This window comes from Arenibaculum pallidiluteum (assembly GCF_017355985.1).
GTDB classification, from domain to species: Bacteria; Pseudomonadota; Alphaproteobacteria; order Azospirillales; family Azospirillaceae; genus Arenibaculum; species Arenibaculum pallidiluteum.
Genome location: NZ_JAFIQU010000022.1, coordinates 1 through 26,092 on the forward strand (window position 1 = coordinate 1; position 26,092 = coordinate 26,092).

Genomic DNA, 26,092 nt, shown 5'->3' on the forward strand with positions numbered 1-26,092 from the left:
AGACCGGCCGGCTCCGCCTGGAGGACCCGGTGACCCGGTGGCTGCCGGAGTTTCGACCGCGACTCTCAGACGGTACCGAACCGGTTATCGCCGTGACGCACCTGCTGACACACACCGCCGGTCTCGGCTACGGCTTCCAAGAACCGCCAGAAGGTGCGTACCACGTCCTCGGCATCTCGGATGGATTGGCTGAACCGGGCATGAGTCTTGAGGAGAACCTCCGCCGCCTGGCGCAGGCTCCTCTTGCCTTTCCGGCCGGCACGTCATGGCGCTACTCGCTCGGCACGGACGTGCTGGGCGCTGTCATGGAGCGGGCTGCCGGCACAGGGCTCGCCCAGCTCGTCCGCGATACAGTGACAGGACCGCTCGACATGCCCGATACCGGGTTCACCGTTGCCGATCCCGGGCGCTTGGTGACCCCCTATGCCGACGGCAAGCCGGAGCCCGTGCGCATGCACGATGGCATCGGCGTTCCAGTCCACGGCAGAGTGGCCCGTTTCGCGCCGAGCCGCATCCTTGATCCGCGATCCTATCCCTCCGGCGGGGCCGGCATGGTCGGGACGGCCGGGGACGTCCTGAAGTTCCTGGAGGCGATCCGAACGGGCGGCGCACCGATCCTGGCACGGTCGACGGTAGAGGCGATGATGGCCGACCAGGTTGGGATGCAAGCCCAGACCCAAGGGCCCGGCTGGGGCTTCGGATATGGCTGGGCGGTCCTGGTGGATCCTGCGTCATCGCGCACGCCGCAGTCGAAGGGAACCATCCAGTGGGGTGGCGCCTACGGACACAGCTGGTTCGTCGACCCCGTCGAAAGACTCAGCGTCGTCGCCCTGACGAACACGGCGTTTGAGGGGATGTCGGGCGGCGGCACCTTTCCCGTGGAGATAAGGGATGCCGTCTACCGAAAGCCGGGGGCCGGCATGTCCGCCCGTTAGGTCCCGCTCCAAAGTGGCGTAACGGATTGCTGGCACTCGCCGCACAGGATGTGGGAGCCGCCGCTGGCCGTCGTTGCAGGCGAGGGGTCTGGGGTATCTCAGATCCTTTCGACGGCCAGCCTAGCAGCGAGAATGTCAGCGAAGGCGCGGGTTCGGGCCGGAAGGACAGGGACAGCTGGCCAGACAACATGGACCGGGGTCGGCTCCGCCTCGTAGTCGGACAGGAGGAGCTCGACACGGCCCGCATCGAGCAGGGGCCTGACCTGCCAGAGCGGGGCATACCCGATCCCGAGACCGAGGGCGACCGCCTCATTACAGACCGCTGCGCCAGAAGAGCGGAAGCGGCCGTCGATCTCCACCGCGAGCGTGTCCCCGCCCACTCTGAACCGCCAAGAACATGGGGCCTGAGCGGCGGTACGCACCACGCAGTCGTGCCGCTTGAGATCGGAAGGTTCTTCCGGCCTTCCGTGCCTGGCGAGATACCCCGGTGCCGCAAAGACGACCCGGCGTAGGTCGCCCAGCTTGCGGGCGACGAGGCGGCTGTCGGGCAGATCGCCGATCCGCACCGCCAGGTCGAGGCTTGCCGCGATCAGGTCGACATAGTCGTCGGCCAGGTCGAGTTCGATCCGCACGGCTGGGTACCGGTTCATGAAGGCAGCGGCGATCGGAGTGATAAATGCCGGCGCGAACAGGGTTGAGGCCCCGACGCGCAGCGACCCGGCGATCTCACCCTCGGTCGAGGCAGCCTCCTGGCGCGCGCTCTCGATGTCGGCGAGTGCCGCGCAGATGCGCGCATGGAAGGCTAGGCCCGCCGCTGTCGGTTGCAGGCGTCGCGTGGTCCGCCGGATCAGGGTGACGCCGAGATCCTTCTCCAGCAGGGCGAGCGAGCGGCTGACCGCCTGGACCGACCGCCCAAGCCGGCGTGCCGCCGCCGTCAGGTGGCCTTCGTCCACGATGGCAACGAAGGTCCGGTAGTCGACGAGCGAGATCATCGCATTTTCCAACGTGGTTGGAGAATGTTTCTCAATGCTAACTCATTATCACGTTTGCTGCTGAGCTCCATCTTTGCGCCGTCCGAACCGCGCGACGGAGCTTGACATTGCCGAGCCAAGGAACAGATGCGTCGACCATGGTCACGACCAGCAAGGATTCCGCTGATCGCATGAAGCTGATCGGGGCCCTTGCCGAGTTCTACCCCGCGCTCGTCTGCGGCGACCTTGCACTGATCGACGCAAATTGGGGATCCGCCCGCGTCCAGGTCGACCTCCGTCAGCGTGTGATCCACCGCTACGGCGATGGGCTCGCGGCTGCGTGGCAGGAGACGGGCCCGGCCGCGGTCTCGGGCTGGGCCGTCGAGCTGAGGATCCGCACCGGCCGGCTGTTTCGACGGATCGCAGAGTGGTGGCGCCGAGGCTATCACCTCGGCTCCTTTGGTGCGCTCGAGCGCCTGGAGCGGTATCAGGCGGCAGTGCTCGGGAGCAGCGCTCATGGCTGAGGGGGCGCCGTCGCCACGCATGCAGGCGCTGTTCGGCGCGATAGTGGCGCTTGTTGTGCTGAACCTATACGCCAGCCAGCCCCTGGTCGGCATGATTGCTGCTGCCTTCGCGCTGAATGACGCAGCGACGGGCTACGTCACCTCGGCAACGCTGCTCGGTTACGGCACCGGGCTACTGGCCATCGTCCCGCTCGCTGACCGCCTTGAGAACCGCCGCCTGGCCGTTGTGACGCTGTCCGTCAACATCGCCTCCCTGCTGCTGTGCGCTGCGGCGCCGACCTATGCATGGCTCGTCGGCGCGAGCTTCGCTGCCGGAGCCACGTCAAGCGCGATCCAGATCCTGGTGCTGCTGGTCGCCTCGCTCTGCGTGGAAAGCCGGCGAGGGCAAGTGATCGGGAATGTGATGGGCGGACTAATGGTCGGCATCCTCCTGTCGCGTCCGCTCGCGAGCTTTGTCGGTGGGGCGTTAGGTTGGCGCGCCTTCTATGTCGTGGCGGCCACGGCGTCGGCATCGGCCCTTCTCGCCCTCGTTCTGTGCGCACCCGAGCGGCGCCCCGAAGGCGGCGTGCGCCTTTCTGACCTCTTCGCCTCGCTGTGGACGCTGGTGCGCGAGGAGCCCGTGCTGCGCCGATCGGCGCTACGCCAGGGGGCCTGCATGGCAGCATTCAACATGTTCTGGACAAGCGTGGCACTGCGGCTGGCCGGGGAGCCGTTCGTGCTGACCCCCACGGGCATCGCCGGTTTCTCCCTGGCGGGGGCAGCCGGGGCTGTTGCAGCCCCTCTGGCTGGGCTGGCCGGGGATCGCGGTCGCGGGCGCGTTATCCAGGCCCTCGCCTGCTGCGGCGTGGTTGTGGCGTGTCTGCTGGCCGGGGCGGCAGGATTCGTGGAGGCCGGCCAAACCGATATGTGGCCGGGCGCGATGCTGGGCCTCTTGTGCGCGAGCGCCGTCCTGCTCGACTTCTGCGTGATAGCTGACCAGACGCTCGGTCGGCGCGCCGTCAACCTGATAAGGCCGGAGGCGCGCGGTCGCCTCAACGGCCTCTACACGGGGCTCTTCTTCGTCGGAAGTGCAGTCGGGGCAGCGCTCTCCGGAGCCGTCCTTGCCGCAGGCGGATGGGGCGCAGTCTGCATGGCGGGCGCCACGTTCGGCATCCTGGCATTGCTCGCCTGCGCCCGTGATCCGACCGAACGTCGGCAGTGTGGCCCGGAGCGCTCCAGGCCCCATGGCGCTTCGGTCCGACTAGGACCTTCAAGCAAACAGTAAGTGACAGAACGTGCGACGCGGAGCTTCCCAGCACGGTGAACCGCAGCAAAGGTCCCATCGTCGAGACCGAGATCATTCATGAACCCCGGTCCGCTGCTGCGGGCCGGGCGCTCGCGATGGCATTCAAGGAGATTGGCGCCCGCCGAATGCGGGTGCGATCCGCCCTGCTTCTATCAGCGGCACGAGCTCGCGGCATGCCGTGGGCGGTCCATGCGGTTTCTCTAAGCATTAGCTCCGGAGGCTCGGGTCAAGGTACTCCGCTGGCTGACGAACTGTGTCCCGGTCACGTGCCGCCACAACCCGAAGAGCTGCGACCGGGCGTGGGCATCCTCTACCAGAAAGCCGAATACGCTTCGATCGGTCTAACCGATCCTAAAAATCCGTACCAGCAACGAGGATTTCGGCCAAAATCTCGCACCCGTGTCGATCGCGGTCGTCGAAGCGGGCGGGGGAGGCACTGTCGAGGTCCATCACCCCGACGACGGAGTCGCCGCGGAGCAAGGGCACGGCAAGTTCGGACCATGACGCTGCGTCACACGAGATGTGTCCTGGAAAATTGTTGACATCCGGTACCAACACCGTTCTTCGCCACAGCGCTGCGGCTCCGCACACTCCGCGGCCAATGGCGATCTGCGGGGATGCAGGTTTGCCCTGGAATGGACCGAGCACCAGCTCGCCGCCCTTGGCCAGATAGAATCCGGCCCAGTTCAGGTCGGGCAAAAGTTGCCAGATCAGGGCGGCCGCATTGGCGGTGTTGGCAATCGGATCCCGCCCCTCGACAAGGCGATAAAGCCGGTCGGCAATCTCCTCATAGATCTCAGCTTTTGTGGCGGATGCGGCAGCTAGGTCCAACATGGAAACCCCCGAGCGCAGCGGTCACGATAGCGTCGCTTCACACCGAGCAAGCATGCCTCATAGTTCGGGATGACGAGAGAGCTCGATGAGCGAAGCAGGCATGCTCCTGAGCCGGTTCCGCAACTCCGGCATCGATGGGACAGCACAAGCTGGCATAGTCGAATGGTCAGGCTTTGCATGGACTGATGCGCAGCCGCTTTCCAGAAGCCTGACCTGTTAGACGACCCTTACACCAAGAGAAAGAACGTAGCATAAAGACAGCGTCCACCTGCTGGTCTCGGGGGCATCGCTTGGTAGGACGCCGGTCACGCAATGCGGATACTGCATGTTCCCTGGAGTAGGGGCCGGCATTCCCTCCTCTAGAAGACGCATCAAAATGGACGCGTGGCACGGCACAACGTGGCTCCAATCAACTTCGGGCTGCGATCCCCGGAGAGCTCCGTCCAAACGCAGGATCACGAGCAGGGTAGGGTCGATGAGGCCCTGATCAGGTGCATGTCCGCGAGAGCGGCCCAGCTGGCACCCTAACCGGACGGGAGGTCGCTTCCCCGATATGTTCCGGGTTTGCGCGCCAAGGCATGAGTCAGCTGGCCATGGCGGGCCGCGCAGCGCGAAGACCCCTTGAGGCTATAAGGAAGGCCAAGGCGGTCGCTGCAACGGGAATCAGCAGCGCCAGACGCAGCGCCGCAAGTCTCGCCTCTGGGGACAGCGCGTCGCCTAGCGCCAGCGTACTAACAGCCGCCGCCGCCGATAGGCCGAGCCCAGCACCAAACTGGAAGGCGGTATTGAAGAGACCGCTCGCGAGGCCCTGCTCCTCCGGAGCAATGCCGTTGGTGGCAAGGATCGTCATCGGACCGTAGGCGAGCGCAAAGGCGAGGCCCAGGAGAATCATCGTCGGGAAGAGCGCGGCGTAGGTCCAGTCCAGGTCGACCCGTAGAAACAGAGCATAAGCCAGGGTAGCCAGAGCCAGGCCGCCGACGATCACGCGCAGGGTACCATAGCGGTTCACGAACCACGGCGTCACGGTCGGAGCAAGGACTGCATCGACGGCTACCGCCAGCAAGGCGAGGCTGGTCTGCAAGGCCGTCCAGCCCAGCAGTTCCTGAAGGTAGAGCGAAACCAAGAACTGGAAGCTGAAAAAGGAGCCCGCAAAAAGCAAAGCGATGGCGTTGGTGCGCAACAATGCAGCAGAGCTCAGCATACCGAAGCGGACCAGAGGGGCGCGCGATCGGCTCTCGACGGCGACGAAGGCAAGCCCCATGCCGGCGGCAGCGGCGAAGACGGCGAGCGTCGTCATGGCACCCTCGGTTGGCCGCTCGAGCCTCGTCACGCCATAGGCCGCGAGCAGCATGGCCGAGGTAAGCGTGAGGGCACCTGGAATATCGAACGGCATATCGCGGCGGTCGCTGTCCTCCGGCACGAACACGGGTGTCAGGACGAGGATTAGAGTGGCAAGCACCACGGGCGCAAAGAAGACGAGCCGCCACTCGATTGCGGCCAAAAATCCGCCAGCGACGAGCCCAAGTGAAAAACCGGCTGCTGCGGTGCCAGCGTACACGAGAACCGCGCGGTTGCGCCGTGGCCCCTCGGGGAATGTCGTTGTAATGAGGGCCAGGCCGGCAGGCGTCATGAAGGCTGCAGCGATTCCAGTGACGAAGCGGGCTGCGAGCAGCATCCACGCATCGGCCGCCAGGCCGCCGAGCCCTGAGAAGGCGACGAAGACGGCGAGCGCCGCGAGAAATACTCGGCGCTTGCCGAACAGGTCAGCTGCGCGACCGCCGAGCAGCATAAAGCCGGCATAGCCGAGGACGTAAGCGCTGACGACGGCGCTGAGGGCTGTGGTTGGCATCCCGAGCTCCGCGCGGATCGCCGGCAGGGCAACGTTCAGCATGGCCACATCGATGCCTTCCAAAAAGATGGCACCACACAGCACGACGAGCGCACCGGCGGCCCGCGTCGGAGAGATGTCTTGGGATGGCGACGTGTCAGCAAGCCGCATGGATCTCCTCCTGCATGGATATGAGCGGGAGTGCGCTTTCCGCATTCAGTTCCCTTTCGTAACCAAAATGCTGAGACGGTTCTGCCGCGGCGGGAAGTAGGCACTTTCAGTTCACCGAGTGAGATGGTCTGCACCATAGCTGGTCGCGGTGCAAAGTGGCGTGCCCGCCGGGTTGGTCCGGATGAGGAAGACAGATGGCGCGTTGGACGCAGACAGCGAAATGGCGTCTAACGGACGCGACCTCAGTCACCTTGGACGCGCACGTTGACCCCGCCGGCGGAAGCCTGGGCATCTCTGGTAGTGCCCTTATCTCATCATTGTGGATGAAAAGCGGGGACTCTGACTTTTTCCCGCGCTCGATTTGTTTCAGCTCGAGATAGGCCGTACACCGGCAACGCCATCAACTTGCTCACCTGCCGGAAACCCGATCGTTGCAATACGGGCCTGTGCCTCAAGGCGGGGAAGGGGAAGAGTGTTGGAGGTTGGACGTCCGCTGCATGCAAGCGCTGAACCGCGGTGCCATCGAGCCGTACATGGCAACGCGGCCTTTGCCGGATCCCTGTTGGAAGCGCTTCTCTCCGCACGTCTTGAGAGATTGGTTCGGTCAGTTAGTCCGGCGTGCCTTCGAGAGCATCGTAGCGGCGTCGTGCGGCGGCGATAGCGGCCTGGTTCTTCTCGGTCCATACCACCAGCGCCCGAATCGTCTTGTGCAGGCTACACCCGAGGTCCGTCAGCTCGTACTCCACGCGCGGAGGTACGACTGGATAGACCGTGCGTTTGACGATCCCGTCACGCTCGAGCTGGCGAAGTGTCGTGGTCAGCATCCGCTGACTTACGCCGTCGATGCTGGTCTTGAGTTCGGTGAAGCGGAGCTTGCGGCGCTCCAGCAGTGAAATCACCAAGAGTGACCACTTGTCGGCAATGCGGTCGAGAATTTGGCGAACCTCGCAGCCTTCGCGCACGTCCCACTGACGGACATCATAGTCAGCATCATCGCAGCAGGATGGTGGGTCGGCAGCGGGATTGGCGGTGCTCATAACTCAAAACCTTGGAGCAGGTGGATCTTGGTTACAAGAGGGACCCGAATCCACATTGAACGCCCTCCCGCAGGAAGAACCGTAGCGTCTCGACGACCTCCACCGTCGGCACGGGCGGACGTCCGGGGCCGGGAGGCCGATCCCCGGTCCGGTCAATAATCCCCGCCACAAGCTCCGCCGCCGTCGGTCCCATGTTTACTCCCGTGCCAAAGGCACCGGAACCGGCTGACCGTCACCGGATTGCTATAGGCTCTCGGGTTCTGACAACCGCGCCTAAGGTCGCCCGCCTCAGAACGAACCAGGAAACGTCCCGTGGCGCAGAGGCGTCAGCTTCGCTTCTTGGACTTGGTCCGAGTTGGCAGGCAGACCCTGTGGCCGGCCGGCGTTGGCGGAAACGGCGGGGTCCACGGCATCAGCGTTCAGAGAAGCCTGTAAAGGGCTACGGACGGGATCGCCGGTCCGAAGCCGGCCTTCTCATAAGCGCGTCGTGCAGGGGCGTGGCTCGGATCTCCGCCCGTGCTGACCGTTGCGAGCACGGCTCCGAGGTCCTTCATGTGCGTCAGGACGCGCCCGTACATCCACGTCCCGATACCTTGGCCTGCATGATCCGGATGCACGGCGTTCAGGCCGATCTCACCTATGCGCATGTCGGCGTGGATGGTGAATGACACGAAGCCAACGATGTCCTCACCGAGCATGACGACCATCACATGATGGCCGGATCCGTCCGCGCAGATGTCGTCCAGGAACTTTGCCTGCTCGGAATCGGCATGGGCGAAGGCAACGGTGGCGATCTCCGCGCCCACGATCTCGCGGAATGACCGGAACACCGGCTCGAACGCGGCCCGGCGAATGCGCTGGAGCGCGGGGAGGACCCCGGGGTCGAAGGGCCGGATGGTCGGATTGCATGCCATCGCAAGCGTCCCCTCCTTCGATGTTCCCGAGCGCTTTTCGCCGCAGCCGTGACCGGCGCCGCAATCCCACGTGTCCGCTCATTGGCCGACGATGCGGTCGAGCGCGCAACTTCGCGCGCTTGCCACCGCGGCAACGGCAAGTTCCCGACCTGTCGAAGTCAGCGTGAAGCTGTACAGTTCTCTTGTCGTCGTCCTGCCATGCGAGCCGGTCGGCGATCGGATCGCCGCGACACCGTCATGCCTGGGGGCCGCTGGCGAAGGAGGGCACGCGGAACTTGCGCCGATAGGCACCCGGGGCCAGCCCGGTCGTGCGCTTGAACAGGCGGCGGAAGAAGGCGGGGTCCTCGTAGCCGACCTGCCAGCTGATCTCGTCGACCGACACCTCCGTCCGTTCCAGGCGGCGCTTCGCATCCTCGACCCGCAGGCGCTGCGCGTAGTCCAGCGGCGACAGGCCCGTGGCTGCGGTGAATCGCCGGCTGAAGGTGCGCTCGGCCATGCCGGAGCGCCGCACCATCTCCTCGACCGGGTTTGCCACCGCGAAGTGCTTCTCGAGCCACGCCTGGGCGTCCTTGATGAGGGCATCGCCGTGGTCCGTGCGTCCGCGGAAGACGATGTAGGGCGCAAGTCCCTCATGATGCCATTGCAGCGCGAAGTATCGGGCGACCGCCTGGGCGGCCGTGGTTCCGACATGACGTGCGATCAAATAGAGGACGAGGTCGTGCCATGTCATGGAGGCGCCCGAGGTGACCAGGTCCTCGCGCTCGCCGGACACGACCAGCACGCGGTCCGGCAGGAGCGGCACCTGAGGGAAAGCTCGGCTGAAATGCTCGGCGTAGCCCCAGTGCACGGTCGCGGGTTGGCCGTCGAACAGTCCAGTCTCGGCCAGCAGGAAGACGCCCGAGCAGGCCGAGCACAGGATGGCGCCGGCCTCATGCATGCGCGAGACCCAGGCGACCAAGTCGGGGTAGCGTCCGCTCCGCCAGCCAGCCCCGCCGACAAGCACGGACGGCGCGATCACGATATCGGTCATGTCGACATCGTGAACGGCGCGCTGGACCACGAGCGGCATGCCGCCCGCCAAGGCCACCGGACCCGGCCGGGCCCCGACAACCTCCAAGTGGAACGGCGGGTCGACGGGAAGCGCCTCGTCCGCCCCCGCCAGCATGCGAAACCCGTTCAGGACGTCGTAGATGCCGGTCAGCGTCGAAAGGCCGGCATCGGGAAAGGCCAACAGGCTGACGCGGAGCGGTCTGGAGATCCCTGTCATCACGGCCCCGTGGCGGAAATGGACCGATCGTGGCGGCTGTCGCTCTCGTCTCAGGTAGCGGCTGCGCGCACATTCCGCTCTCGAAACGACGCAATGGCGCGTCTTTCGAGAATGCAGGGAGGCACGGATGCAGGTCAATCCACAAGAACTCGAGACGCTCGTCGGTCGGCTGTTCGCCGATCTCTCGGCGGGATACGGCGGCGTCATGGTCAGCATCGGCGCCAAGCTGGGCCTCTACAAGACCATGGCCGGCGCGGGTCCGCTGAGCTCCGCCGAGGTCGCGCGCAGAGCTGGCTGCGCCGAGCGCTATGTCCGGGAATGGCTGAACTCCCAGGTCGCCGGCGGCTACGTCGCCTATCATCCGACCAGCCGGACCTACGAGCTGACCCCCGAGCAGGCCGTCGTCCTGGCCGAGGACACGAGCCCGTATTACCTGCCGCACGGCTGGCTGGTCGTGGCTTCGATGTGGGCCGACGAGGAGAAGACACTCGAGGCCGTCCGCACCGGGAAGGGCGTCGCCTGGGGCGAGCATGACGAGCGGTTGTTCTGCGGTGTCGCGGGCTTCTTCCGCAACTCCTACAGCGCCAGCCTGGTCGGCGATTGGCTTCCCGCGCTCGACGGCGTGGTCGAGCGGTTGGAGGCGGGCGCCACCGTGGCCGACGTGGGCTGCGGACATGGCCATTCTACGGTGCTGATGGCCAAGGCCTTCCCCAACTCGCGCTTCTGGGGCTTCGACGTCCACGAGGGATCGGTCGCGGCCGCCCGCCGCACCGCGGCCGAGGCCGGCGTGGCCGACCGGGTCAGCTTCGAGGTCGCCGGGGCCGACGCCTATCCCGACCGCCGCTACGACCTGATCTGCTTCTTCGACAGCCTGCACGATATGGGTCGGCCGGTTGCGGCCGTCGAGCACGCGGGCCGCACGCTGGCTTCCGACGGCACGGTGATGCTGATCGAGCCCTTCGCGGGCGACCGGATCGAAAACAATATCAACCCGGTGGGCCGACTGTACTACGCGGCCTCGACCACCATGTGCTGCGCCCATGCGATCTCGGAGAACGGAACCCATGTCCTGGGGGCCCAGGCCGGCGAGATGCGCCTCGCCGAGATCTTCCGCCAGGCGGGATTCCATCGGCTCCGGAGAGCCGCCGAAAGCCCGTTCAACCTGGTCATCGAAGCCCGTCGGTGAGCCGGGCGAGGCCTCTGCGGCCGTGACACCCATCACGTCGCGATCATGCGGCCGGCACGGTGTCCAAGTCGCACGTCCGCCGGCATGACAGCCCCAGGCGCCATGGCGCGTCACCCGAATGTAGGAGAAGCGGACATGTAGGAATACTTGGGCCCAATCCGGCGACCATTTCGGCAATCGGCCGTGGTCGGCCTCTTACCGAAGCGAGGCGCGTGCAGGCGTCCGATCCCCGACGCGCCTTCAACGATGCTCCCGCATCGTCCCCCATTTCCACGGCGCCATGCCATCCGGCAAGACCGCCACGACGGCCCCGCAATCGGTGTGGGTCGGCGGACGGACGCGGCATGGCCATCCAAAAGGACACGCGATCATGGACATCAACGGTTCCAACCGCAGCGAGACGCTTGCTGGCACCTCTGGTGCCGACACCATCAGGGGGCTCCGTGGCGACGACGTCCTGTCCGGCGGCGGCGGCAACGACACGCTCCTCGGCGGTGAAGACGGAGACATCCTCGACGGCGGCATCGGCAGTGACATTCTCGACGGCGGCTCCATCCTCGATCAGGGTGTCGACACCGCCGACTACCGCAGCATCAAGAGCAACGGCGTGACAGTCGATCTCGTGAAGGGCACGGCCAACGACGGCACCGGCACCGACACGTTGATCGAAATCGAAAACGTACAGGGCACCAACCTCACCGATACGATCACCGGCGACGGGGAGAACAACTTCCTGATCGGCAATGGCGGGGTCGACTTCCTCAATGGCGGTGGCGGCGGCGACATCATCATGGGCGGGATCAACAAGGACTTCATCAACGGCGGTTCAGGAGCGGACAAGATCGCCGGCGGCGAGGGAGGCGACAACCTGACGGGGGGCAGCGGCGCCGACACATTCCAATTCTCCTTCCTCAAGGACGTCGGGGTCGGCGCCAGCGGCCGCGACGTCATCACGGACCTCGAAAAGGGGCTCGACAAGATCGACGTCTCCGTGCTCGACGCCAACGCCGCCCTTTCGGGCAATCAGGCCTTCTCGTTTATCGGCACCAAGGGGTTCAGCGATGAGGGCCAGGTCCGCGCGATCGCGCAGAACAACGGCCAGCTGATCCAGTTCAACACGACCGGCGACGGCGCGGCCGAGTTCGAGATCTTCGTGGAAACGCCGCTCTCGATCTCGGGATCGGACTTCTTCCTCTGATCCACCCTTGTCCCGAGCGGTTCGAAAGCCGCCGTAGGCTTCGAGCCGCTCGCCACTACCGATCCGGAGCGGATGCCCCGGTGCCGGTTGGCCCGACAGCAATCGGAACGCCCGCCACCGTGGCTCCGCACCATTCGCCCACCCGGCTTCGGGAGCGTCCCTGGCGCAGGTCGCTCTTCCTGCGAGCTCAGCGGTTTATGCCGACATGGCGAGAGCCCTGCGCGACCGAGACTCGAGCGCGCGCCATCCGGTTCTGATTCCAGGTGACCATCTCCATGGCGCTGCCATTCGGCACGACGATCCGCACCCGCGAGATTGCTGCCTGCTCTGTGGTCATCGAGCGAGGAGAGCAGAATACGACTGAGGACATGGAAGCCGCAGGCAGCAGGCAGGCTGCCGGCTGGCAGCCTGCCTACACGCCGTTTGCATGATCGTGGCCGCTTCTGGCTTCAAGGAAAAGGGACGGGGTTTTCCTGCTCACGGCGCATGCCCTCGACGAACAGCGCCTGATCGTCATCGTGGACAGCTGGCCACCTCATATTGACAATATGATGTCAATGTGGTGATGTGTGGACATGCTGGGAGCCGCTGCCATCACCGAGCTGATCCTGGAGAGCTTCCGCCTCAACGGCCGCCTGCTCGCCGCAGGTGATGCCCTCGTCCGCGACCTCGGTCTTACAAGCGCGCGCTGGCAGGTCCTTGGGGCTATCGCTCTATCGCCGGTTCCACTGCCGGTGTCCCACATCGCGCGGAACATGGGCCTGTCCCGGCAGAACGTGCAGCGCATTGCCAATGAGTTGGAGGCTCAGGGCATCCTCCGTTTTGAACCGAACCCGCACCATCAGCGGGCCAAGCTCGTTTCACTGACCGCGCGAGGGCGCGCTCTCTACGATACCGCGGCCGAGCGTCAGCAGCCTTGGGCTGCGGCACTCGGGGACGGCGTGGCCACGAACGAAATTGAGGCCGCTACTGCGCTGCTCCGGACCGTGCGACAGCGCCTTGACTCCCAGTCCGCGAGCGGAGAGGGCGATGAAGTTTAGAGGGGCCCGAAGCCCAGAAAGGACAGCATGTTCGTCGGTCAACTTGCGCTCCTTACGGCCGCCCTCTTCACGGGCGCTGCGCTTTACATCAACCTCGTCGAGCAACCCGCCCGCCTGCGGTTGGACAACCAGTCTCTGCTGACCGAGTGGAAACCGGCTTACAAGCGCGGCACGGCCATGCAGGCGCCGCTGGCCGTCATCGGCTTTCTACTCGGGCTGGCGGCATGGTGGCAGACGGGCCACGTTGGATGGGTCATCGGTGGGCTGCTGATGGTTGCCAACTGGCCCTTCACCCTCTTCGCCATCATGCCCACGAACCACAGGCTGATGGGGATCAACCCTGTGATGGCCGGCCCCGAAAGTCGTTCCATGATCGAACGCTGGGGCTCGCTCCACGCGGTCCGGACCGCTCTAGGCTTCGCAGCGGCCCTGGTTTTTCTCTGGGCGTCGGCTTCGTGACCACGCCATCCAGCGAGGTCAAACGAAGGATCAACGAGCCTTACGCCGGTCGCCAGAGGCAATGACACCGAGCCGACCTGCTTGCACGTAGACCAGGCAGGTTTTCCCGGGCCAAGACGGCTGCGCGCTCCTCATTGCACAATGCTACATTGCCTTCACCTGTCGGCCGGCCAGGACGTGCATGATCTCGCGTGTCGTCGGTGGAGCGCCGCGCGTGAAGACGGTCTTCTGGACTTATGCCCTGCCAACAGGAGGGCTGATCGCACTCGGTCCTTCGGGTTCGGAGATCAGGGCCGTACCCGGCTTCTGGGCCGCACTGGCCTGGCTGTTCCTCCTCCTGAACCTCCTGGGCTTCTACGGCCTTGCCTACCGGAGGCCGATTCTGGGTCAAACCTTCTGGAAGGCGGTCTTCGTCGCCAAGATCGGCTATCTGCTCGGGACTCCGACCACGATCGAACTCTCTCCCGAGGAGCATCGCCAACTTGCGGAGGGCGCCGAGGCCCTGATGGCGCTGATCACTGACCCAGTCGGTTTCACCATCGTCTTGGCCATTAGCCTGATGATCCTGGTGGGCATTGGGTTCCCCCTGCTGCCAATTGTCGCGACTTACCTCTATGCCTTCCGGCGACCCGAGATCTGGGGGGCCGTGGCTGTGCAGCCACGCCACGGCAGCGTCATCCCTCCCGAGTGGCGCGCCGCGTCGGCATCCGAAACAGCGTACCACGAGACGTGGCTCTCTCGTTGCTCGCGGGGATCAGGTTATATCGCCGTAGATGCTGCCAATCCGGCGCTGATCCCCTTCGGCCCTGGCTCGCCGAAAGCGGTCAACGCAGAGCAGGCAGCCGAACAGGGGCCAAAGCTCCCGCATGGCGTCGAACACGGCTTTCGGGCTATTGGAGCGACTGCGGCCCCAATCCTCCCAGACGACCTCTGGGCGGCGATTGAGCCGCCCATCCAGCCCGGATCCACCTCGGCTCCCTGGATCTCGCGCAGCGCTCATCTCGTGGCGCCTCATCAGGCGATGGTTCTGTTCGGCCTTCTTGTGGCGACCTGTCAATGGCAACCAATCTGGCTCCAGATGAGGTGCTCTCCCTTCGCCACCCAGACGCATTCAAGCCGCTATCCCCGAGGGCAGGAGCGGTTTACTCCGAATTGGCCAGCACAAGCCCATGCCGCCCGACGAAGTCGAGAAAGGTCCGGAAGGCGGAGGACATCTGGCGCCGACTGGGATAGTACAGGAACCAGCTCGGCAAACTTGGACACCAGTCCTCCAGCACTGGCACGAGGTGACCTGCCGCAATTCCAGGTCGCACATAGCCCTCTGGGAGACGGATCAGGCCCAGGCCGTCCAGCCCGGCGCGCAAGGTCATGCGCGGATCGTTCACCGTCAGCGGACCCTCGGGTGTGATGGTCACCTCCCGTCCGTTCTTCTCGAACTCCCATTGGAAAATGCTTCCGCCAGGGAAGCGGTGCCGCACGCATCGGTGCCGCAGCAGGTCCTCCGGCTGCTTCGGCGTGCCATGCCGCCGCAGATAGTCCGGCGCCCCGGCCACGAGGTAGCGCAGCGGGCCACCCAGCGGCACCGCGATCATGTCCCGCGCCAGGTCCTCGCCGAAGCGCACGCCCGCATCGAAGCCGCCCTCCACGATGTCGACGCGCGCGGCATCGCTCACCAACTCGAGCGAGACATCCGGGTTGGCCGCGAGGAACGGACGCACCAGGGGCGCGAGGCAGATCTCCAGAGCGGGGATCGGCGCGTTGATCCGGACGGTGCCGATGGGGCGATCGCGGAAGTCGTTCACCATGTCCACGGCCGCGGCGATGTCATCCAGGGCGGGCTGCAGCCGCTCCAGCAGCCGCTGCCCGGCCTCGGTGGGCGAGACGCTGCGGGTGGTGCGATGGAGCAGGCGCACCCCCATGCGCTCCTCAAGGTTCCGCATGGTCAGGCTCAGCGCCGAGACGGAGACGCCGCGTTCCGCAGCCGCCTTGCGGAAGCTCCGCGCTCTGGCAATGGCCGCGAAGGCGTCCAACTCGGCCAGGTTGCGCGACGCCATTGTTGAGTTTCCCTTCACGGTCCAGGAAGTGAAGTCCAGATTATCAAACGGCCGTTTCCAGGGCACAAGATCACCCATCGACCTCGGCCAACCTGGAGCCAGCCATGAACATCACCGGCAACACCGTCCTCATCACCGGTGGCGGCACCGGCATCGGCCGCGGCCTTGCCGAGGCCCTGCACGCTGCAGGCAACACCGTGATTGTCGCCGGGCGCCGCAACGGGCCGCTGGAGGCCGTGGCGGCAGCCAATCCTGGCATGCACCTCGCTCTGCTCGACATCGACGATGCTGCCGCCATCAGCGACTTCGCCGCGCGCGTGGTGGCGGAGCACCCGGGCCTCAACGTCCTGGTCAACAACGCGGGCATCATGCGGTTCGAGCATGTGCTCACCGACCCGGAAGCCCTGGCCACCGCAGAGGCCACGATCACCACCAACCTGCTGGGTCCGATCCGACTGACCTTGGCCCTGCTGCCGCACCTGCTGGCGCAGCCGAAAGCCACAGTGGTGAATGTCTCCTCCGGCCTGGCCTTCGTACCGCGCGCGGACACGCCCACCTACTCGGCCACCAAGGCCGCGATCCACTCCTACACCATGTCCCTGCGCCACCAGCTTCGTGATACGGCCGTGCAGGTCATCGAGTGGGTGCCGCCGCTGGTCGCCACCGATCTGACGCCCGGCCAGCGCGACAACCCGCACGCCCTGCCGCTCGCAGACTTCATCCACGAGAGCATGGCACTGCTGGCCGCGAACCCGGACGCCGCCGAAATCCTGGTAGAGCGGGTGAAGCCGCAACGGGCGGCGGAATCCACCGCCCGTTTCGACGCTGTGTTCAACCTCATCAACCCGCGCTGAGGCACGGGCGGCCCGGCCGGGAACGCGGGGCGAGGATCATCATCCACGGCCGCTTGGGAACTCTACGCCCCGCCTGGAGGGAGTCGGGAGGCTGCTGTGAGTCCTGAGCTTGGCGTTGCGGGTGGACCGGTGGCCAGGCCCGCCGTCATGCCGGTGCATCGAGCAGTACGAAGACGACCAGGGCTTTTACCTGTTCTGCCTGGACGCATCAGGCGAAGAGCAGAACGATATCTTTCACGAAACTTTTCACTTGGCCAGCACTTCCGCAAGTTCGGGGTCGAACGCTTAGAAAGGCGCTCAGTCCATGGCGCCAAGTCAGGCATTTCGGGTGAAGTACCAGCCCTGCGCCACCCTCACCGCCATCACGTCTAGTTCCGCGAACGGCTGTCAAAGCCCGGCATCGCATCCACGCCGGGATCGTCAGCCCAGTCCGAAGGTGTCCGATACTTCTAGCGGATCGCACTCATCGGTGGCCTGGCTCGAATTGATTGCCACTTTCCGGCTCAAGATGCGTGATGCGGAGGCGTCACCTGAGCTCGCACTGAGTGAGACTCGGCTCACGCTTTTTGGCACCAGCCTGCAATCATCGGCTCGGGCCCAAATCACGTGGAATGCCGGAGGCCGCTGCTGAATGTCGCTCGCCCAGCGTCAGGATACTTGATTGACAGGGACAAACCGCGCGCAGCGCCCGGCTGGCGCCGGTCCGGCTTGATGTCCAGGAGCGGCGTGCACCGAGCCGGCTTCCGCCCGTGCCTTGGCGCTGCCTGGAGATCCGTACTTGTCCATTCTGAAGCATGCGACCGCCTGTGCAGCGGACATGGATTGTCCTCTTGGGTTCTGGTTGCAGGCCACGCAACCGATCGCCGATCTCGATGAACTCACGGGTCTTGCGCGCGGTCAGGTGATGCCGGTCAAGTAGTAGACCCCGATCACCACGAAGACCGCAGCCGTTTTCGTGCAGGTGATGGCAAAGATGTCGCCGTAGGCCTGCCGGTGCGTCAGCCCGGTAACTGCGAGCAGCGTGATCACGGCGCCATTGTGCGGCAGCGTGTCCATGCCACCGCTCGCCATGGACGCGACCCGATGCAGGACCTCCAGGGGAATGCCCGCAGCGTTCGCCCCTTCGATGAACTGGTCCGCCATTGCGGCGAGCGCGATGCTCATGCCGCCAGAAGCCGAGCCTGTTATGCCGGCAAGCGCGGTCACGCTGATCGCCTCGTTGATCAGCGGGTCCGGGATGGACCGGAGCGCGTCGCGGATCACGAGGAAACCCGGCAGGGCGGCGATGACCGCTCCGAAGCCGTATTCCGACGCCGTGTTCATGGAGGCAAGGAGCGCACCGCCGATCGCAGCCTTCGTGCCCTCGGCGAAACGCTGGGTCACGGGCCGCCAGGCGAAGGCCAGGACGGTCAAGATGCCCACTAGCAGGGCACCCTGGACCGCCCAGATCGCCGCCACCGACGAGACGTCCGTGACCAGCGGCTTCGCCATGCCTTCCAGGCGGACCTCATGGGTGGTCCCGTAGATCCCCGCCACGAGCGACGTGAAGACCTTGTTCATGACGCCGACCACGATCAGCGGCAGGATGGCGATTGCGGGATGCGCGAGCCCCTTTTCCCCGACGGGTTCGGGCTCGTTGATGTGGTCATCGCCATAGCCTTCGCCTGCCGCGGCGGCCTGCCGGCGGCGCCATTCCAGGTAGCTGAGGCCGACCACGAGGATGAAGGCCGCGCCGAGCGTGCCCAGGATCGGGGCGGCCCAAGTGTCGGTCTTGAAGAACGTCGTGGGAATGATGTTTTGGATCTGAGGCGTGCCGGGGAGGGAATCCATGGTGAAGGTGAAGGCGCCGAGCGCGATCGTGCCGGGGATCAGGCGCTTGGGGATGTCGCTCTGGCGGAACATCTCGGCCGCAAAGGGATAGATCGCGAAGACCACAACGAACAGCGATACGCCGCCATAGGTCAGCAGGGCTCCGACCAGCACGATGGCCAGCATGGCGCGCTGGCGGCCGACGATACGGATCACTGCGGCGACAATGGATTTCGAGAAGCCTGATAGTTCGATGACCTTGCCGAAGACGGCACCAAGAAGGAAGACCGGGAAGTAGAGCTTCACGAAGCCGACCATCTTGTCCATGAACAGGCCGGTGAAGATCGGCGGCACCGCGCTCGGGTCGGTCAGCAGCACGGCAAGCAGGGCGGCGACGGGGGCGAATAGGATGACACTGAAGCCGCGATAAGCGACAAACATCAGGAAGACCAGCGCCGCCACGGCGATCAGAAAACTCATGGGCAGCTCCCCGTTGGCTTGTCAGGTGGTTTTCTTTTGAACGGCCGGCCGTCTGTGCGGCCCATCCGGAGCGGACGCCTCGACCCGAGGGTGCGCGCTAATAAGTGCCCGTATTCGTGGTCATCCTCAGGCGCTCGGTCTCGAGATCGTGGATGAGATGCTGGTCCTCGGAGATCATCTCCTCGAGGACGTCGCGACTGGACAGTACGCCGACCACGCGGTCGTCCTCGAGCACGGGCAGGTGCCGCAGCCGATCCCTTGCCATTAGCCCCACGCACCGTTCGATCGTATGTGCAAGCGTCACGCACAGCACGTCCGTCGTCATGATCTCGCTCACCGCCGTGCCCCGGGCCGTCCGCCCCAGCAGCTCGACCTTCCGGGCGCAATCGCGTTCGGAGACGATGCCGACCAGCCGTTCCCCGTTACACACGATCAAGGCGCCGACGTCCTTCTCCGCCAGGCTCTCCAGGGCTGAAAGGACGCTTGCCTCCGGGGAGATCCGGAACACCGCGCGCCGATCGCCCAACAGTTCCGCAACCGTCTTTCCGAGCCGGTCCATGATCACTGCTCCTCATCGCTTTTCCGCGAGTTCACGAGGGGGCCTCGGTATCGCGCCCGAGGTCGCGCAGGTAGCGCTCCGCCTCTTCGCGGCTCTCGTAAATATGCGGAGAGACGGCGCGCCGCTGGAGCGCGCCGCCGAACTTCATGTGCAGGAACGCGCTCGTGGTGTAGCGGGTCACGCCGGAGTAGAACCGGTCGACCAATCCCTTGACCATGTCGGTGTACGCGTCCAACAGCTCGGGGAGGATTGTGAAATTGTCGTAGTTGACGATCGCCAGAACCTTGCGGCCGATCGGTTCCAGGCGCTCCTCGACCGCTCGACGGACGCGTTCGATGTCTTCGGGGCGGCGGATCTGGAACCCTTCGAAGTTGATGAAGAACAGGTTCTCCGTCGGTTCGAAGGTCAGGCGGGACTCCAGGGGCAGGCTCAGCCACTCCTCGCGGTACTGCATCGGGCCGGGCTGGAAGATGCGCGGGTCCATGGGCGCCGGGTCGCGCGTGACGACGGGCGCAAAGGCCATCTGAGCCAGGATGTCGCGCTCGACATCGATGCCTGGCGCCACCTCGGTCAGTTCCAGCCCATCGGGAGTCAGGCGGAAGACGCAGCGGTCCGTGACATAGAGCACCGGCTGGTCGCGGCGCACCGCCAGGGGGCCGCTGAAGGTGCGATGCTCGACCCGTTCGAGGAACTTCGGAACCCCGCGTGCCTCGAAGGTGCCGAGGAACACCAGCTTCTTGGCGTTCTGGCTGATGTTGATGAAGCCGCCGGCGCCCGCCACCCTGCGGCCGAACTTGCTCACGTTCACATTGCCCTCGCGGTCGACCTGCGCCATGCCGAGGAAAGCCACATCGAGCCCTCCGCCGTCGTAGAAATCGAACTGCGCGGGCTGGTCGACGAGCGCCTGGATGTTGCTCGCGGCGCCGAAATTGAGCCCGCCAGCCGGCATCCCGCCGATCGTCCCGGGCTCGGTCGTCAGGGTCAGGTATTCGAGGATCCGCTCTTCGTTGGCGACGTTCGCGATGCCTTCCGGCATGCCGATGCCGAGATTGACCACGCTGTTGGGCCGCAATTCGAAGGCCGCGCGGCGAGCGATGATCTTGCGAGGCCCCATCTCCATCGGCGGGATGCTGCGTATCGGCGCGCGGATCTCGCCGCTAAAGGCAGGGTTGTAGGCGGTGCCGAAGGTCTGCCAGTGCTGCTCCGGCGGAGCCACGACGACGCAATCGACCAGGATCCCGGGTATACGGACTAGCCTGGGGTTGAGGCTGCCGGGCTCGGCGATCCGCTCGACCTGCACGATGACAACACCGCCGGAGTTCCGGGCCGCTGTGGCGATCGCCAGAGCTTCCAGGACCAGGGCTTCCCTTTCCATGGTGATGTTGCCGTCCGGGTCGGCCGTGGTGCCGCGCAGGATCGCCACGTCGATCGGGCGTGCCTTGTAGAAGAGGTATTCCTCGCCTCCGAGCGTGACGGTCTCCACGATGTCCGCGGTCGTGCGGGCATTGATCTTGCCGCCGCCATGGCGCGGATCGACGAAGGTGTCCGTGCCGACCCGGGTGATGGTGCCGGGCTTGCCGGCCGCGATGTCGCGGAACAGGTGGCTGATGACGCCCTGCGGGAGGTTGTAGGCTTCGATCTCGCCGTCGATGGCGAGCTGCTGCAGCTTCGGGCAAAGACCCCAGTGTCCGCCTATCACCCGAGCAAGCAGCCCCTTGTGGCCGAGATGGTTGAGACCGCTTTCCTTGCCGTCGCCCTGGCCCGCTGCGTATATCAGGGTCAGATCGCGGGGGCGGCCGGTGTCCAGAAATTGCCGCTCGATCCGCACTGCGATGGCTTCAGCGAAGCCGATCCCCACGAAGCCGCCTGTCGCGACGGTGGCGCCGTCGCGGATCAGACGGACGGCATCGTCGGCAGTGACGATCTTGTCCTTCGGGATAATCTTTCCGCCGTTCAGCAGCGGATGACCTTCCTGTTCCGGCAATGGACGAATCCTCCCCGCTTTCCAGCTCCACGTCCGAGGTGAAGCTCGGCGGCGCCGATTGACGCCTCGGACATGTGGTTCGACGACTTTGACCGCCAGGCGGGCCATGGCCACGGCGCCATGGCAATCGATCGGACGTAACAGGACGCGGCTGTTCGAACTTCAGTGGCCCTTGCGCCGGTTACCGATCGGCTGCACGGCCGACCGGATCCGGCTCCAGGCGCCTCGCAGATGGTGAACAGGGGCAACCGGCTCCCGTTGCAGTGGCCGAGGCGCAGCGCGTTGCATCTCCCCAACGGAATTCCGGCCCGAGCACCTGCCTCGCCTCGAAGTGCCCTTCCCACGGATCCCACGCGCGTAGGCGCCTCTCCGCAGTCAGGATAGAAGGCCGGCGGCCGTCAGCGGTGCACCGTCATGCAGCGGGCTGAGCCTCGGCGTGGCGATGTCGAAGCCGCGAGGCCACTGGCGCCCCAGTCACGCTGCGCGGGGCGCTGGCGGACCTTGTTGACAACGCCGCGAGGTACGGTGGTTCGGGAGGTATCGTCGAGGTGCCGTTCGGGGCAGCACCAGAGCCCGACCTGCAAAGTGCAGATCCCATTCGCGAAGCCATCGGCCGAACCGTAAAAACACCTACCTCCATTGCGTGCCCGTTTGGGACCGCGGTCCTTTTATTTCCGTTAACCATAGCGCGTTAAGAACCCCTCACGGATCGTGAGGGAGACAAGATGTCCGCAGCGCGAAAAATCTCGGCACAAGAGGATCGTGGCTTCATCCAGGCATCGTTTGCGATGTCGGACGCGGAGATTGACGCTGAGGTCGCGCGTCGCTACGCCGCGGGCGAGAGCTCATCGGAAATCGCGCAGGCGCTCGGTCTCGGAATGATCGACATCGTCGGCCGCATTCGGCGTCTCGGCATTCAGCCGCCGGGCATGGGCGCCCGTCGCGTCCGGACGACGGAAGGAGATTCGGGCGGCACGGTGCATCCCTTCGCTCCCGTCAGCACACGCACCGTCGAGCCCGCGCTGCCAAATCCGCCAGTCGCCATGCCGGTAGCGGATTCGACGGAGGCCGCGGTGCGCACCGTCCGGCCCGAGGCTCGCCGCCCCGCTGCCAAAAGCACGCGCAGCACCACCGTCGCAGTCGAGGTCGAGCGCAAGCGCCCCCGCCTTGTCGAAGCCGTGGCAGAAGCCGCCTCGTTATCGGACGACGACGATGACGACATGGTCGTCCGCGCCGGCTGCCCGCGTGGCTGGCTGATCAGCGAGCGCGAGTTCGACGTTCTGTTCGACCCTAAGTTCGGCCGCTTCGAGGACCATGTTCCGCCGAAGCCCAAGCCCAAGACATACAAGCCACTTCCGAGCTTGATGGGCCAGGACTCACGCACAACCCGGCCGTCCACGCCTACCGGTGCGTGAGGCGCCTTGGTCGAACAGCTTCGTCCGACAAGGCGCTGTACGAGGCTAAGCGGGCCGGGCGAAACCGGGCTATGTTCATGCGCGGCAACGCCTGCCTGGCTGGATCGCTGGCCTCGATCTGAGCGGTCGCGACGGCTGTGCTTCGACGCGCTCCCCCTTCAGGCGGCTCGATCTGCGGACTGCGAGCAGGGACACCGATTTCCGGAGTGGCGAACGCCACCGAGGAAGCACTGGTCATCGCGGAAGCTGTCGGGCCGTATGTGGCGGTCATCGATATCCGCCTGGGTCCGGGACCCGATGGCATCCGTGTTGCGGAGCGCCTGCGCAAGGACCACCGGTGCGGGCTGATCTTTGTGTCCGGATCGCGCGAGCGGGAGACCCTTGAGCGGATCTCGATGGTCGAGGGCGCCGTGTTCCTCCAGAAGCCCGTCGATCCGACTGCACTTGTCGAACATGTCAAAGGCCTGTTGGCTGGATAGCGATTAGCCCGCCCCCTTGAACATGGCCTCCGCTGCGGCTGGCGCGCCGCATGCAGTCCGAAAGCGCTATCAGGGCCGCCGAGGGTTTCCCCGGGTCTCGGCGCGCGAAGCCGGTCCGGAACCCGGATGTCATCATGCCCCCGGGGGCCGACGATGCTGTGGCTCGCACCTTGATATGGGTAATGGACGTCGCCAGAGAGATTGGCGTCCTCAGAGGTCGCGAGCGGTCAAACAGGCTCGCCGCGGCGACAATGCCGGTGCGGTCCGCTAGCCATTCATGCCATTATCGCTCGCAACCTGGCCTGGCCTTCCGCGAGCAGTCTCCGATGAAATTCCTGCGCCCGGCCTGGCTTCTCGCCTTGGCGGCATTGCTGCCCCTCGTCATTCTCTCCGCAAGCCTCGGTACCGCATGGTTGCGCCAACAGCACGCCGCCATGGAGCAGGACGCCCTTGCACGCACCGATCGGATCGCTACGGCCGTCGCACGCGAACTGACTACCCAAATCACCCTCCTGAGAGCACTTGCGGAATCGCCGCTGCTGGACGGCCCCGTCGACAGGACGGTTTTCACCGAAGCCGCCGACCGAGTTCGTCGCATGATGCCGCTGTGGAGCGTGGTGGCGTTGAGCGACGATGCTGGAAACCGGCTTGTCGAGACGCCGGAACTCATGCCGACCGCAACCGGCAAGGTCGTCGATCTGGACAGCCATGTGCGGGCCGTCGCGCGGCGGGAAGCCGTTATCGGTGCCGTACGACGGGGGCCGCGTGGTCGGCCCGCCTTCGCCATCCGTGTCCCGGTCATCAGGGACGGTCGTCCCGTCTTGGTCCTGTCGGCCGTCGTCATGCCGGATGCTGTCCGGGACATCCTGTTCGCCGCTGGCCTGCCGCAGACCTGGATTGGCGCAGTGGTCGACGGCGACGGCAATTTGGCAGCGCGCACGGTTGGTCCCGCCACGTTGATCGGCGAACCGGCGAGCGACAGTGTCCGGGCAGCGCGGGATCGGGCCGACGAAGGCATCCATGAGAGTGTGACGATCGAGGGGCTTCGCACAGTCAGCGTGTTCAAGGTCCTTCCTGGCACGCGATGGTCCGTCCATGTTGGTATCCCGCGGGGCGTCTACAGGGCACCACTGGTCCGCGCTGCATGGCTGCTGGGAACAGGCGCCGCCGTCAGTCTGGCGATGGTGGCTGCGATGATGTGGCTGCTCGTGCGCGAGTTCCGCCACCGGCGCCGCGAGGCCGTGGCGCGTGAGGAGAGCGAACGGCTGGAGGCTTTGGGCCGGCTGACGGGCGGTGTCGCGCACGATTTCAACAACCTGCTCATGGTTGCACGTGCCGGCGCCGATCTCATCAAGCGCCGAAAGGGCGACGCAGCCCAGGTAGAGCGGATCGCTGACAGCTTGATCGCGGCGGTCGAGCGGGGAGCCGCTCTGACCCGCCAGTTGCTGGCTTTCGCGCGGCGCAGCGAGTACCGCCCCGTCGATCTGGACCTTCGGCAACGGGCAGGCGGCTGGGCGGATCTGCTGCGGCAGGCCGTCGGCGCCGGCATCAACGTTTCACTGGCGCTGCCGGAGAGCCTGTGGTCGGTCCGCACAGATCCGCAGGCACTGGAGACTGCATTGGTCAATCTTGCGGTCAACGCCCGGGATGCCATGCCCTCCGGTGGCAGCCTGTTGGTAACCGCGACGAACGTCGTAATGCGCGGAACGCGCGCCGATGCGGGACTTCACGGCGAATTCGTTTCGCTGAACGTGCAGGACACAGGTCACGGCATTCCCGCCGAGGTCCTCGGCCGGATCTTCGAACCTTTCTTCACGACCAAGCCAGCTGGCAAAGGCACCGGTTTGGGGTTGAGCCAAGTTTTTGGCTTCGCGAAGCAATCGGGCGGCGCCGTTACCGTGGTCAGCGGTCCTGGGCGCGGCGCGACGTTTACCCTCTTCCTGCCACGCTCCCCGAACATCGCCGAGCCATCGGCGTCGGATCCCGGAATCGTGGTAGCGGTGGGCGGTACGCGGGTTCTAGTCGTCGAGGATAACGCAGAGGTCGCGCAGGCCCTGGAGGCAATGCTGGACACAGCCGGTTATCGTCCGACTGTCGTAACGGGCGCGGCGGCGGCCCTCGCGATGCTCGACGGCGGCCTAGGCGTTGACGTTGTGCTCAGCGACATCATGCTGGGGAGCGGCATGTCGGGCCTCGATCTCGCTTCGGAGATCCGGAAGCGCCATGCCAGCCTACCCGTCGTGCTCATGACGGGATACAGCCAGGCACTATCAGTGGGTGCAGGTCGTGGCTTTACGATCCTGACGAAGCCATTCGGAGTCGAGGACTTCACGGCGGCCCTCCAATCGGTCGGCTCACGTAGCCAGCCGGATCTCGGCCAAGGCAATATTGTGCAGTTTCCGAGAGCGTGACGCGGGTGCCACGGTCGACGGTAGGATCTTTCGCCCGCCGTCTCCTCTGCCGTGCAACTCCCTGAACCCCCGCGTTTCGTGTGCTCCCAGCCGTCTGGTCCCGGACAGGCCATGATCACGATCTTATCTGAGTGGTGCTCACGGTGATGCTGACGTCCTCGGTCCTGCTGCTGCAGCGATACCGCCAGATGTCGGCAGGGTAGCAGAACGAACTACGCCGGCCACTGTGGGGTGGCGGACAACATTGAGGCCCATCGGGCCTTGCGCCGGCTCCTGGCGGTCGCCGGCACCTCGCATGTCGGCACCGCCGCAAGAGAAGGACCCTCAGCTGCACGCATTCGCACTGTACAGCGCCACCCCGTATGGGGGGTAAAAGCTAAGGCAAATGGAGGTATTGA

The 26,092-nt window shown here is 65.5% G+C and carries 23 protein-coding genes; 13 read left to right on the plus strand and 10 right to left on the minus strand.

The features are described from left to right. On the plus strand, positions 1-935 hold a 935-nt coding region (locus JUB13_RS27740; RefSeq protein ID WP_207485152.1), incomplete at its 5' end, for a serine hydrolase domain-containing protein. Between the two features lie 98 nt (positions 936-1,033). On the opposite strand, the gene JUB13_RS27745 is transcribed toward JUB13_RS27740, so the two are convergent. Beyond that, positions 1,034-1,927, minus strand: coding sequence for a LysR family transcriptional regulator (locus tag JUB13_RS27745; protein WP_207485154.1), 894 nt, complete (start codon positions 1,925-1,927; stop codon positions 1,034-1,036). A 137-nt stretch (positions 1,928-2,064) separates the two neighbouring features. Here JUB13_RS27745 and JUB13_RS27750 point away from each other — a divergent pair, with 137 nt between their 5' ends. Together JUB13_RS27750 and JUB13_RS27755 are read left to right on the plus strand one after the other, a co-directional pair. Continuing rightward, positions 2,065-2,430, plus strand: coding sequence for a hypothetical protein (locus JUB13_RS27750; RefSeq protein WP_207485156.1), 366 nt, complete (start codon positions 2,065-2,067; stop codon positions 2,428-2,430). Between the two features lie 19 nt (positions 2,431-2,449). Beyond that, complete coding sequence (locus JUB13_RS27755) at positions 2,450-3,694, plus strand: MFS transporter (RefSeq protein ID WP_207485158.1); 1,245 nt, start codon at positions 2,450-2,452, stop codon at positions 3,692-3,694. 372 nt (positions 3,695-4,066) lie between these two features. On the opposite strand, the gene JUB13_RS27760 is transcribed toward JUB13_RS27755, so the two are convergent. From JUB13_RS27760 to JUB13_RS27780, 5 genes are all read right to left on the minus strand, one after another. After that, a complete protein-coding gene (locus JUB13_RS27760; protein ID WP_207485160.1) occupies positions 4,067-4,549 on the minus strand; it encodes a GAF domain-containing protein in 483 nt (160 codons plus the stop codon). 583 nt (positions 4,550-5,132) lie between these two features. Continuing rightward, positions 5,133-6,548 (minus strand): MFS transporter, encoded by a 1,416-nt coding sequence (locus JUB13_RS27765; RefSeq protein WP_207485162.1) that lies wholly within the window; start codon positions 6,546-6,548, stop codon positions 5,133-5,135. A gap of 608 nt (positions 6,549-7,156) precedes the next feature. Then, positions 7,157-7,585 (minus strand): winged helix-turn-helix transcriptional regulator, encoded by a 429-nt coding sequence (locus JUB13_RS31905; RefSeq protein WP_207485164.1) that lies wholly within the window; start codon positions 7,583-7,585, stop codon positions 7,157-7,159. Positions 7,586-8,004: 419 nt separating this feature from the next. Continuing rightward, on the minus strand, positions 8,005-8,499 hold the full coding sequence (locus JUB13_RS27775; protein WP_207485166.1) for a GNAT family N-acetyltransferase: 495 nt from the start codon (positions 8,497-8,499) through the stop codon (positions 8,005-8,007). A gap of 235 nt (positions 8,500-8,734) precedes the next feature. After that, positions 8,735-9,766, minus strand: coding sequence for a GlxA family transcriptional regulator (locus JUB13_RS27780; protein ID WP_207485168.1), 1,032 nt, complete (start codon positions 9,764-9,766; stop codon positions 8,735-8,737). A gap of 127 nt (positions 9,767-9,893) precedes the next feature. On the opposite strand from JUB13_RS27780, the gene JUB13_RS27785 reads away from it, so the two are divergent. The 5 genes from JUB13_RS27785 (at position 9,894) to JUB13_RS27805 (ending at position 13,649) form a co-directional block, all read left to right on the plus strand. Continuing rightward, positions 9,894-10,952, plus strand: coding sequence for a class I SAM-dependent methyltransferase (locus JUB13_RS27785; protein WP_207485170.1), 1,059 nt, complete (start codon positions 9,894-9,896; stop codon positions 10,950-10,952). 370 nt (positions 10,953-11,322) lie between these two features. Then, positions 11,323-12,150, plus strand: a complete 828-nt coding sequence (locus JUB13_RS27790; RefSeq protein WP_207485172.1) for a calcium-binding protein — start codon at positions 11,323-11,325, stop codon at positions 12,148-12,150. A gap of 263 nt (positions 12,151-12,413) precedes the next feature. Next, positions 12,414-12,581 carry a hypothetical protein gene (locus tag JUB13_RS27795; protein WP_207485174.1) on the plus strand — a complete coding sequence of 56 codons (168 nt, stop codon included), beginning with the start codon at positions 12,414-12,416 and terminating at the stop codon, positions 12,579-12,581. A gap of 144 nt (positions 12,582-12,725) precedes the next feature. Further along, positions 12,726-13,190 (plus strand): MarR family winged helix-turn-helix transcriptional regulator, encoded by a 465-nt coding sequence (locus JUB13_RS27800; protein WP_207485176.1) that lies wholly within the window; start codon positions 12,726-12,728, stop codon positions 13,188-13,190. Between the two features lie 27 nt (positions 13,191-13,217). Next, on the plus strand, positions 13,218-13,649 hold the full coding sequence (locus tag JUB13_RS27805) for a DUF1772 domain-containing protein (protein ID WP_207485178.1): 432 nt from the start codon (positions 13,218-13,220) through the stop codon (positions 13,647-13,649). A 1,142-nt stretch (positions 13,650-14,791) separates the two neighbouring features. On the opposite strand, the gene JUB13_RS27810 is transcribed toward JUB13_RS27805, so the two are convergent. Next, a complete protein-coding gene (locus tag JUB13_RS27810; protein WP_207485181.1) occupies positions 14,792-15,703 on the minus strand; it encodes a LysR family transcriptional regulator in 912 nt (303 codons plus the stop codon). Between the two features lie 104 nt (positions 15,704-15,807). Between JUB13_RS27810 and JUB13_RS27815 the strand changes: the two genes are divergently transcribed. After that, a complete protein-coding gene (locus tag JUB13_RS27815) occupies positions 15,808-16,557 on the plus strand; it encodes an SDR family oxidoreductase (RefSeq protein WP_207485184.1) in 750 nt (249 codons plus the stop codon). A 778-nt stretch (positions 16,558-17,335) separates the two neighbouring features. Next, entirely contained in the window at positions 17,336-17,476 is a 141-nt protein-coding gene (locus tag JUB13_RS27820) for a hypothetical protein (RefSeq protein ID WP_207485187.1), read from the plus strand. On the opposite strand, the gene JUB13_RS27825 is transcribed toward JUB13_RS27820, so the two are convergent. The 3 genes from JUB13_RS27825 to JUB13_RS27835 form a co-directional block, all read right to left on the minus strand. Further along, positions 17,455-18,846: a GntP family permease gene (locus JUB13_RS27825; protein ID WP_207485189.1), complete on the minus strand. Its 1,392-nt coding sequence runs from the start codon at positions 18,844-18,846 to the stop codon at positions 17,455-17,457. The two genes, JUB13_RS27820 and JUB13_RS27825, sit on opposite strands and share 22 nt — an antisense overlap. Before the next feature lie 97 nt (positions 18,847-18,943). Then, positions 18,944-19,405, minus strand: coding sequence for a CBS domain-containing protein (locus JUB13_RS27830; protein WP_207485192.1), 462 nt, complete (start codon positions 19,403-19,405; stop codon positions 18,944-18,946). A 31-nt stretch (positions 19,406-19,436) separates the two neighbouring features. Beyond that, positions 19,437-21,497 carry an acyl CoA:acetate/3-ketoacid CoA transferase gene (locus tag JUB13_RS27835; RefSeq protein WP_211115663.1) on the minus strand — a complete coding sequence of 687 codons (2,061 nt, stop codon included), beginning with the start codon at positions 21,495-21,497 and terminating at the stop codon, positions 19,437-19,439. Between the two features lie 617 nt (positions 21,498-22,114). Here JUB13_RS27835 and JUB13_RS27840 point away from each other — a divergent pair. The 3 genes from JUB13_RS27840 (at position 22,115) to JUB13_RS27850 (ending at position 25,694) form a co-directional block, all read left to right on the plus strand. After that, positions 22,115-22,804: a hypothetical protein gene (locus JUB13_RS27840; protein ID WP_207485194.1), complete on the plus strand. Its 690-nt coding sequence runs from the start codon at positions 22,115-22,117 to the stop codon at positions 22,802-22,804. A gap of 206 nt (positions 22,805-23,010) precedes the next feature. Further along, complete coding sequence (locus JUB13_RS27845) at positions 23,011-23,283, plus strand: response regulator (RefSeq protein ID WP_207485196.1); 273 nt, start codon at positions 23,011-23,013, stop codon at positions 23,281-23,283. Positions 23,284-23,609: 326 nt separating this feature from the next. Next, positions 23,610-25,694 (plus strand): ATP-binding protein, encoded by a 2,085-nt coding sequence (locus JUB13_RS27850; RefSeq protein ID WP_207485198.1) that lies wholly within the window; start codon positions 23,610-23,612, stop codon positions 25,692-25,694. Positions 25,695-26,092: the final 398 nt, after the last annotated feature.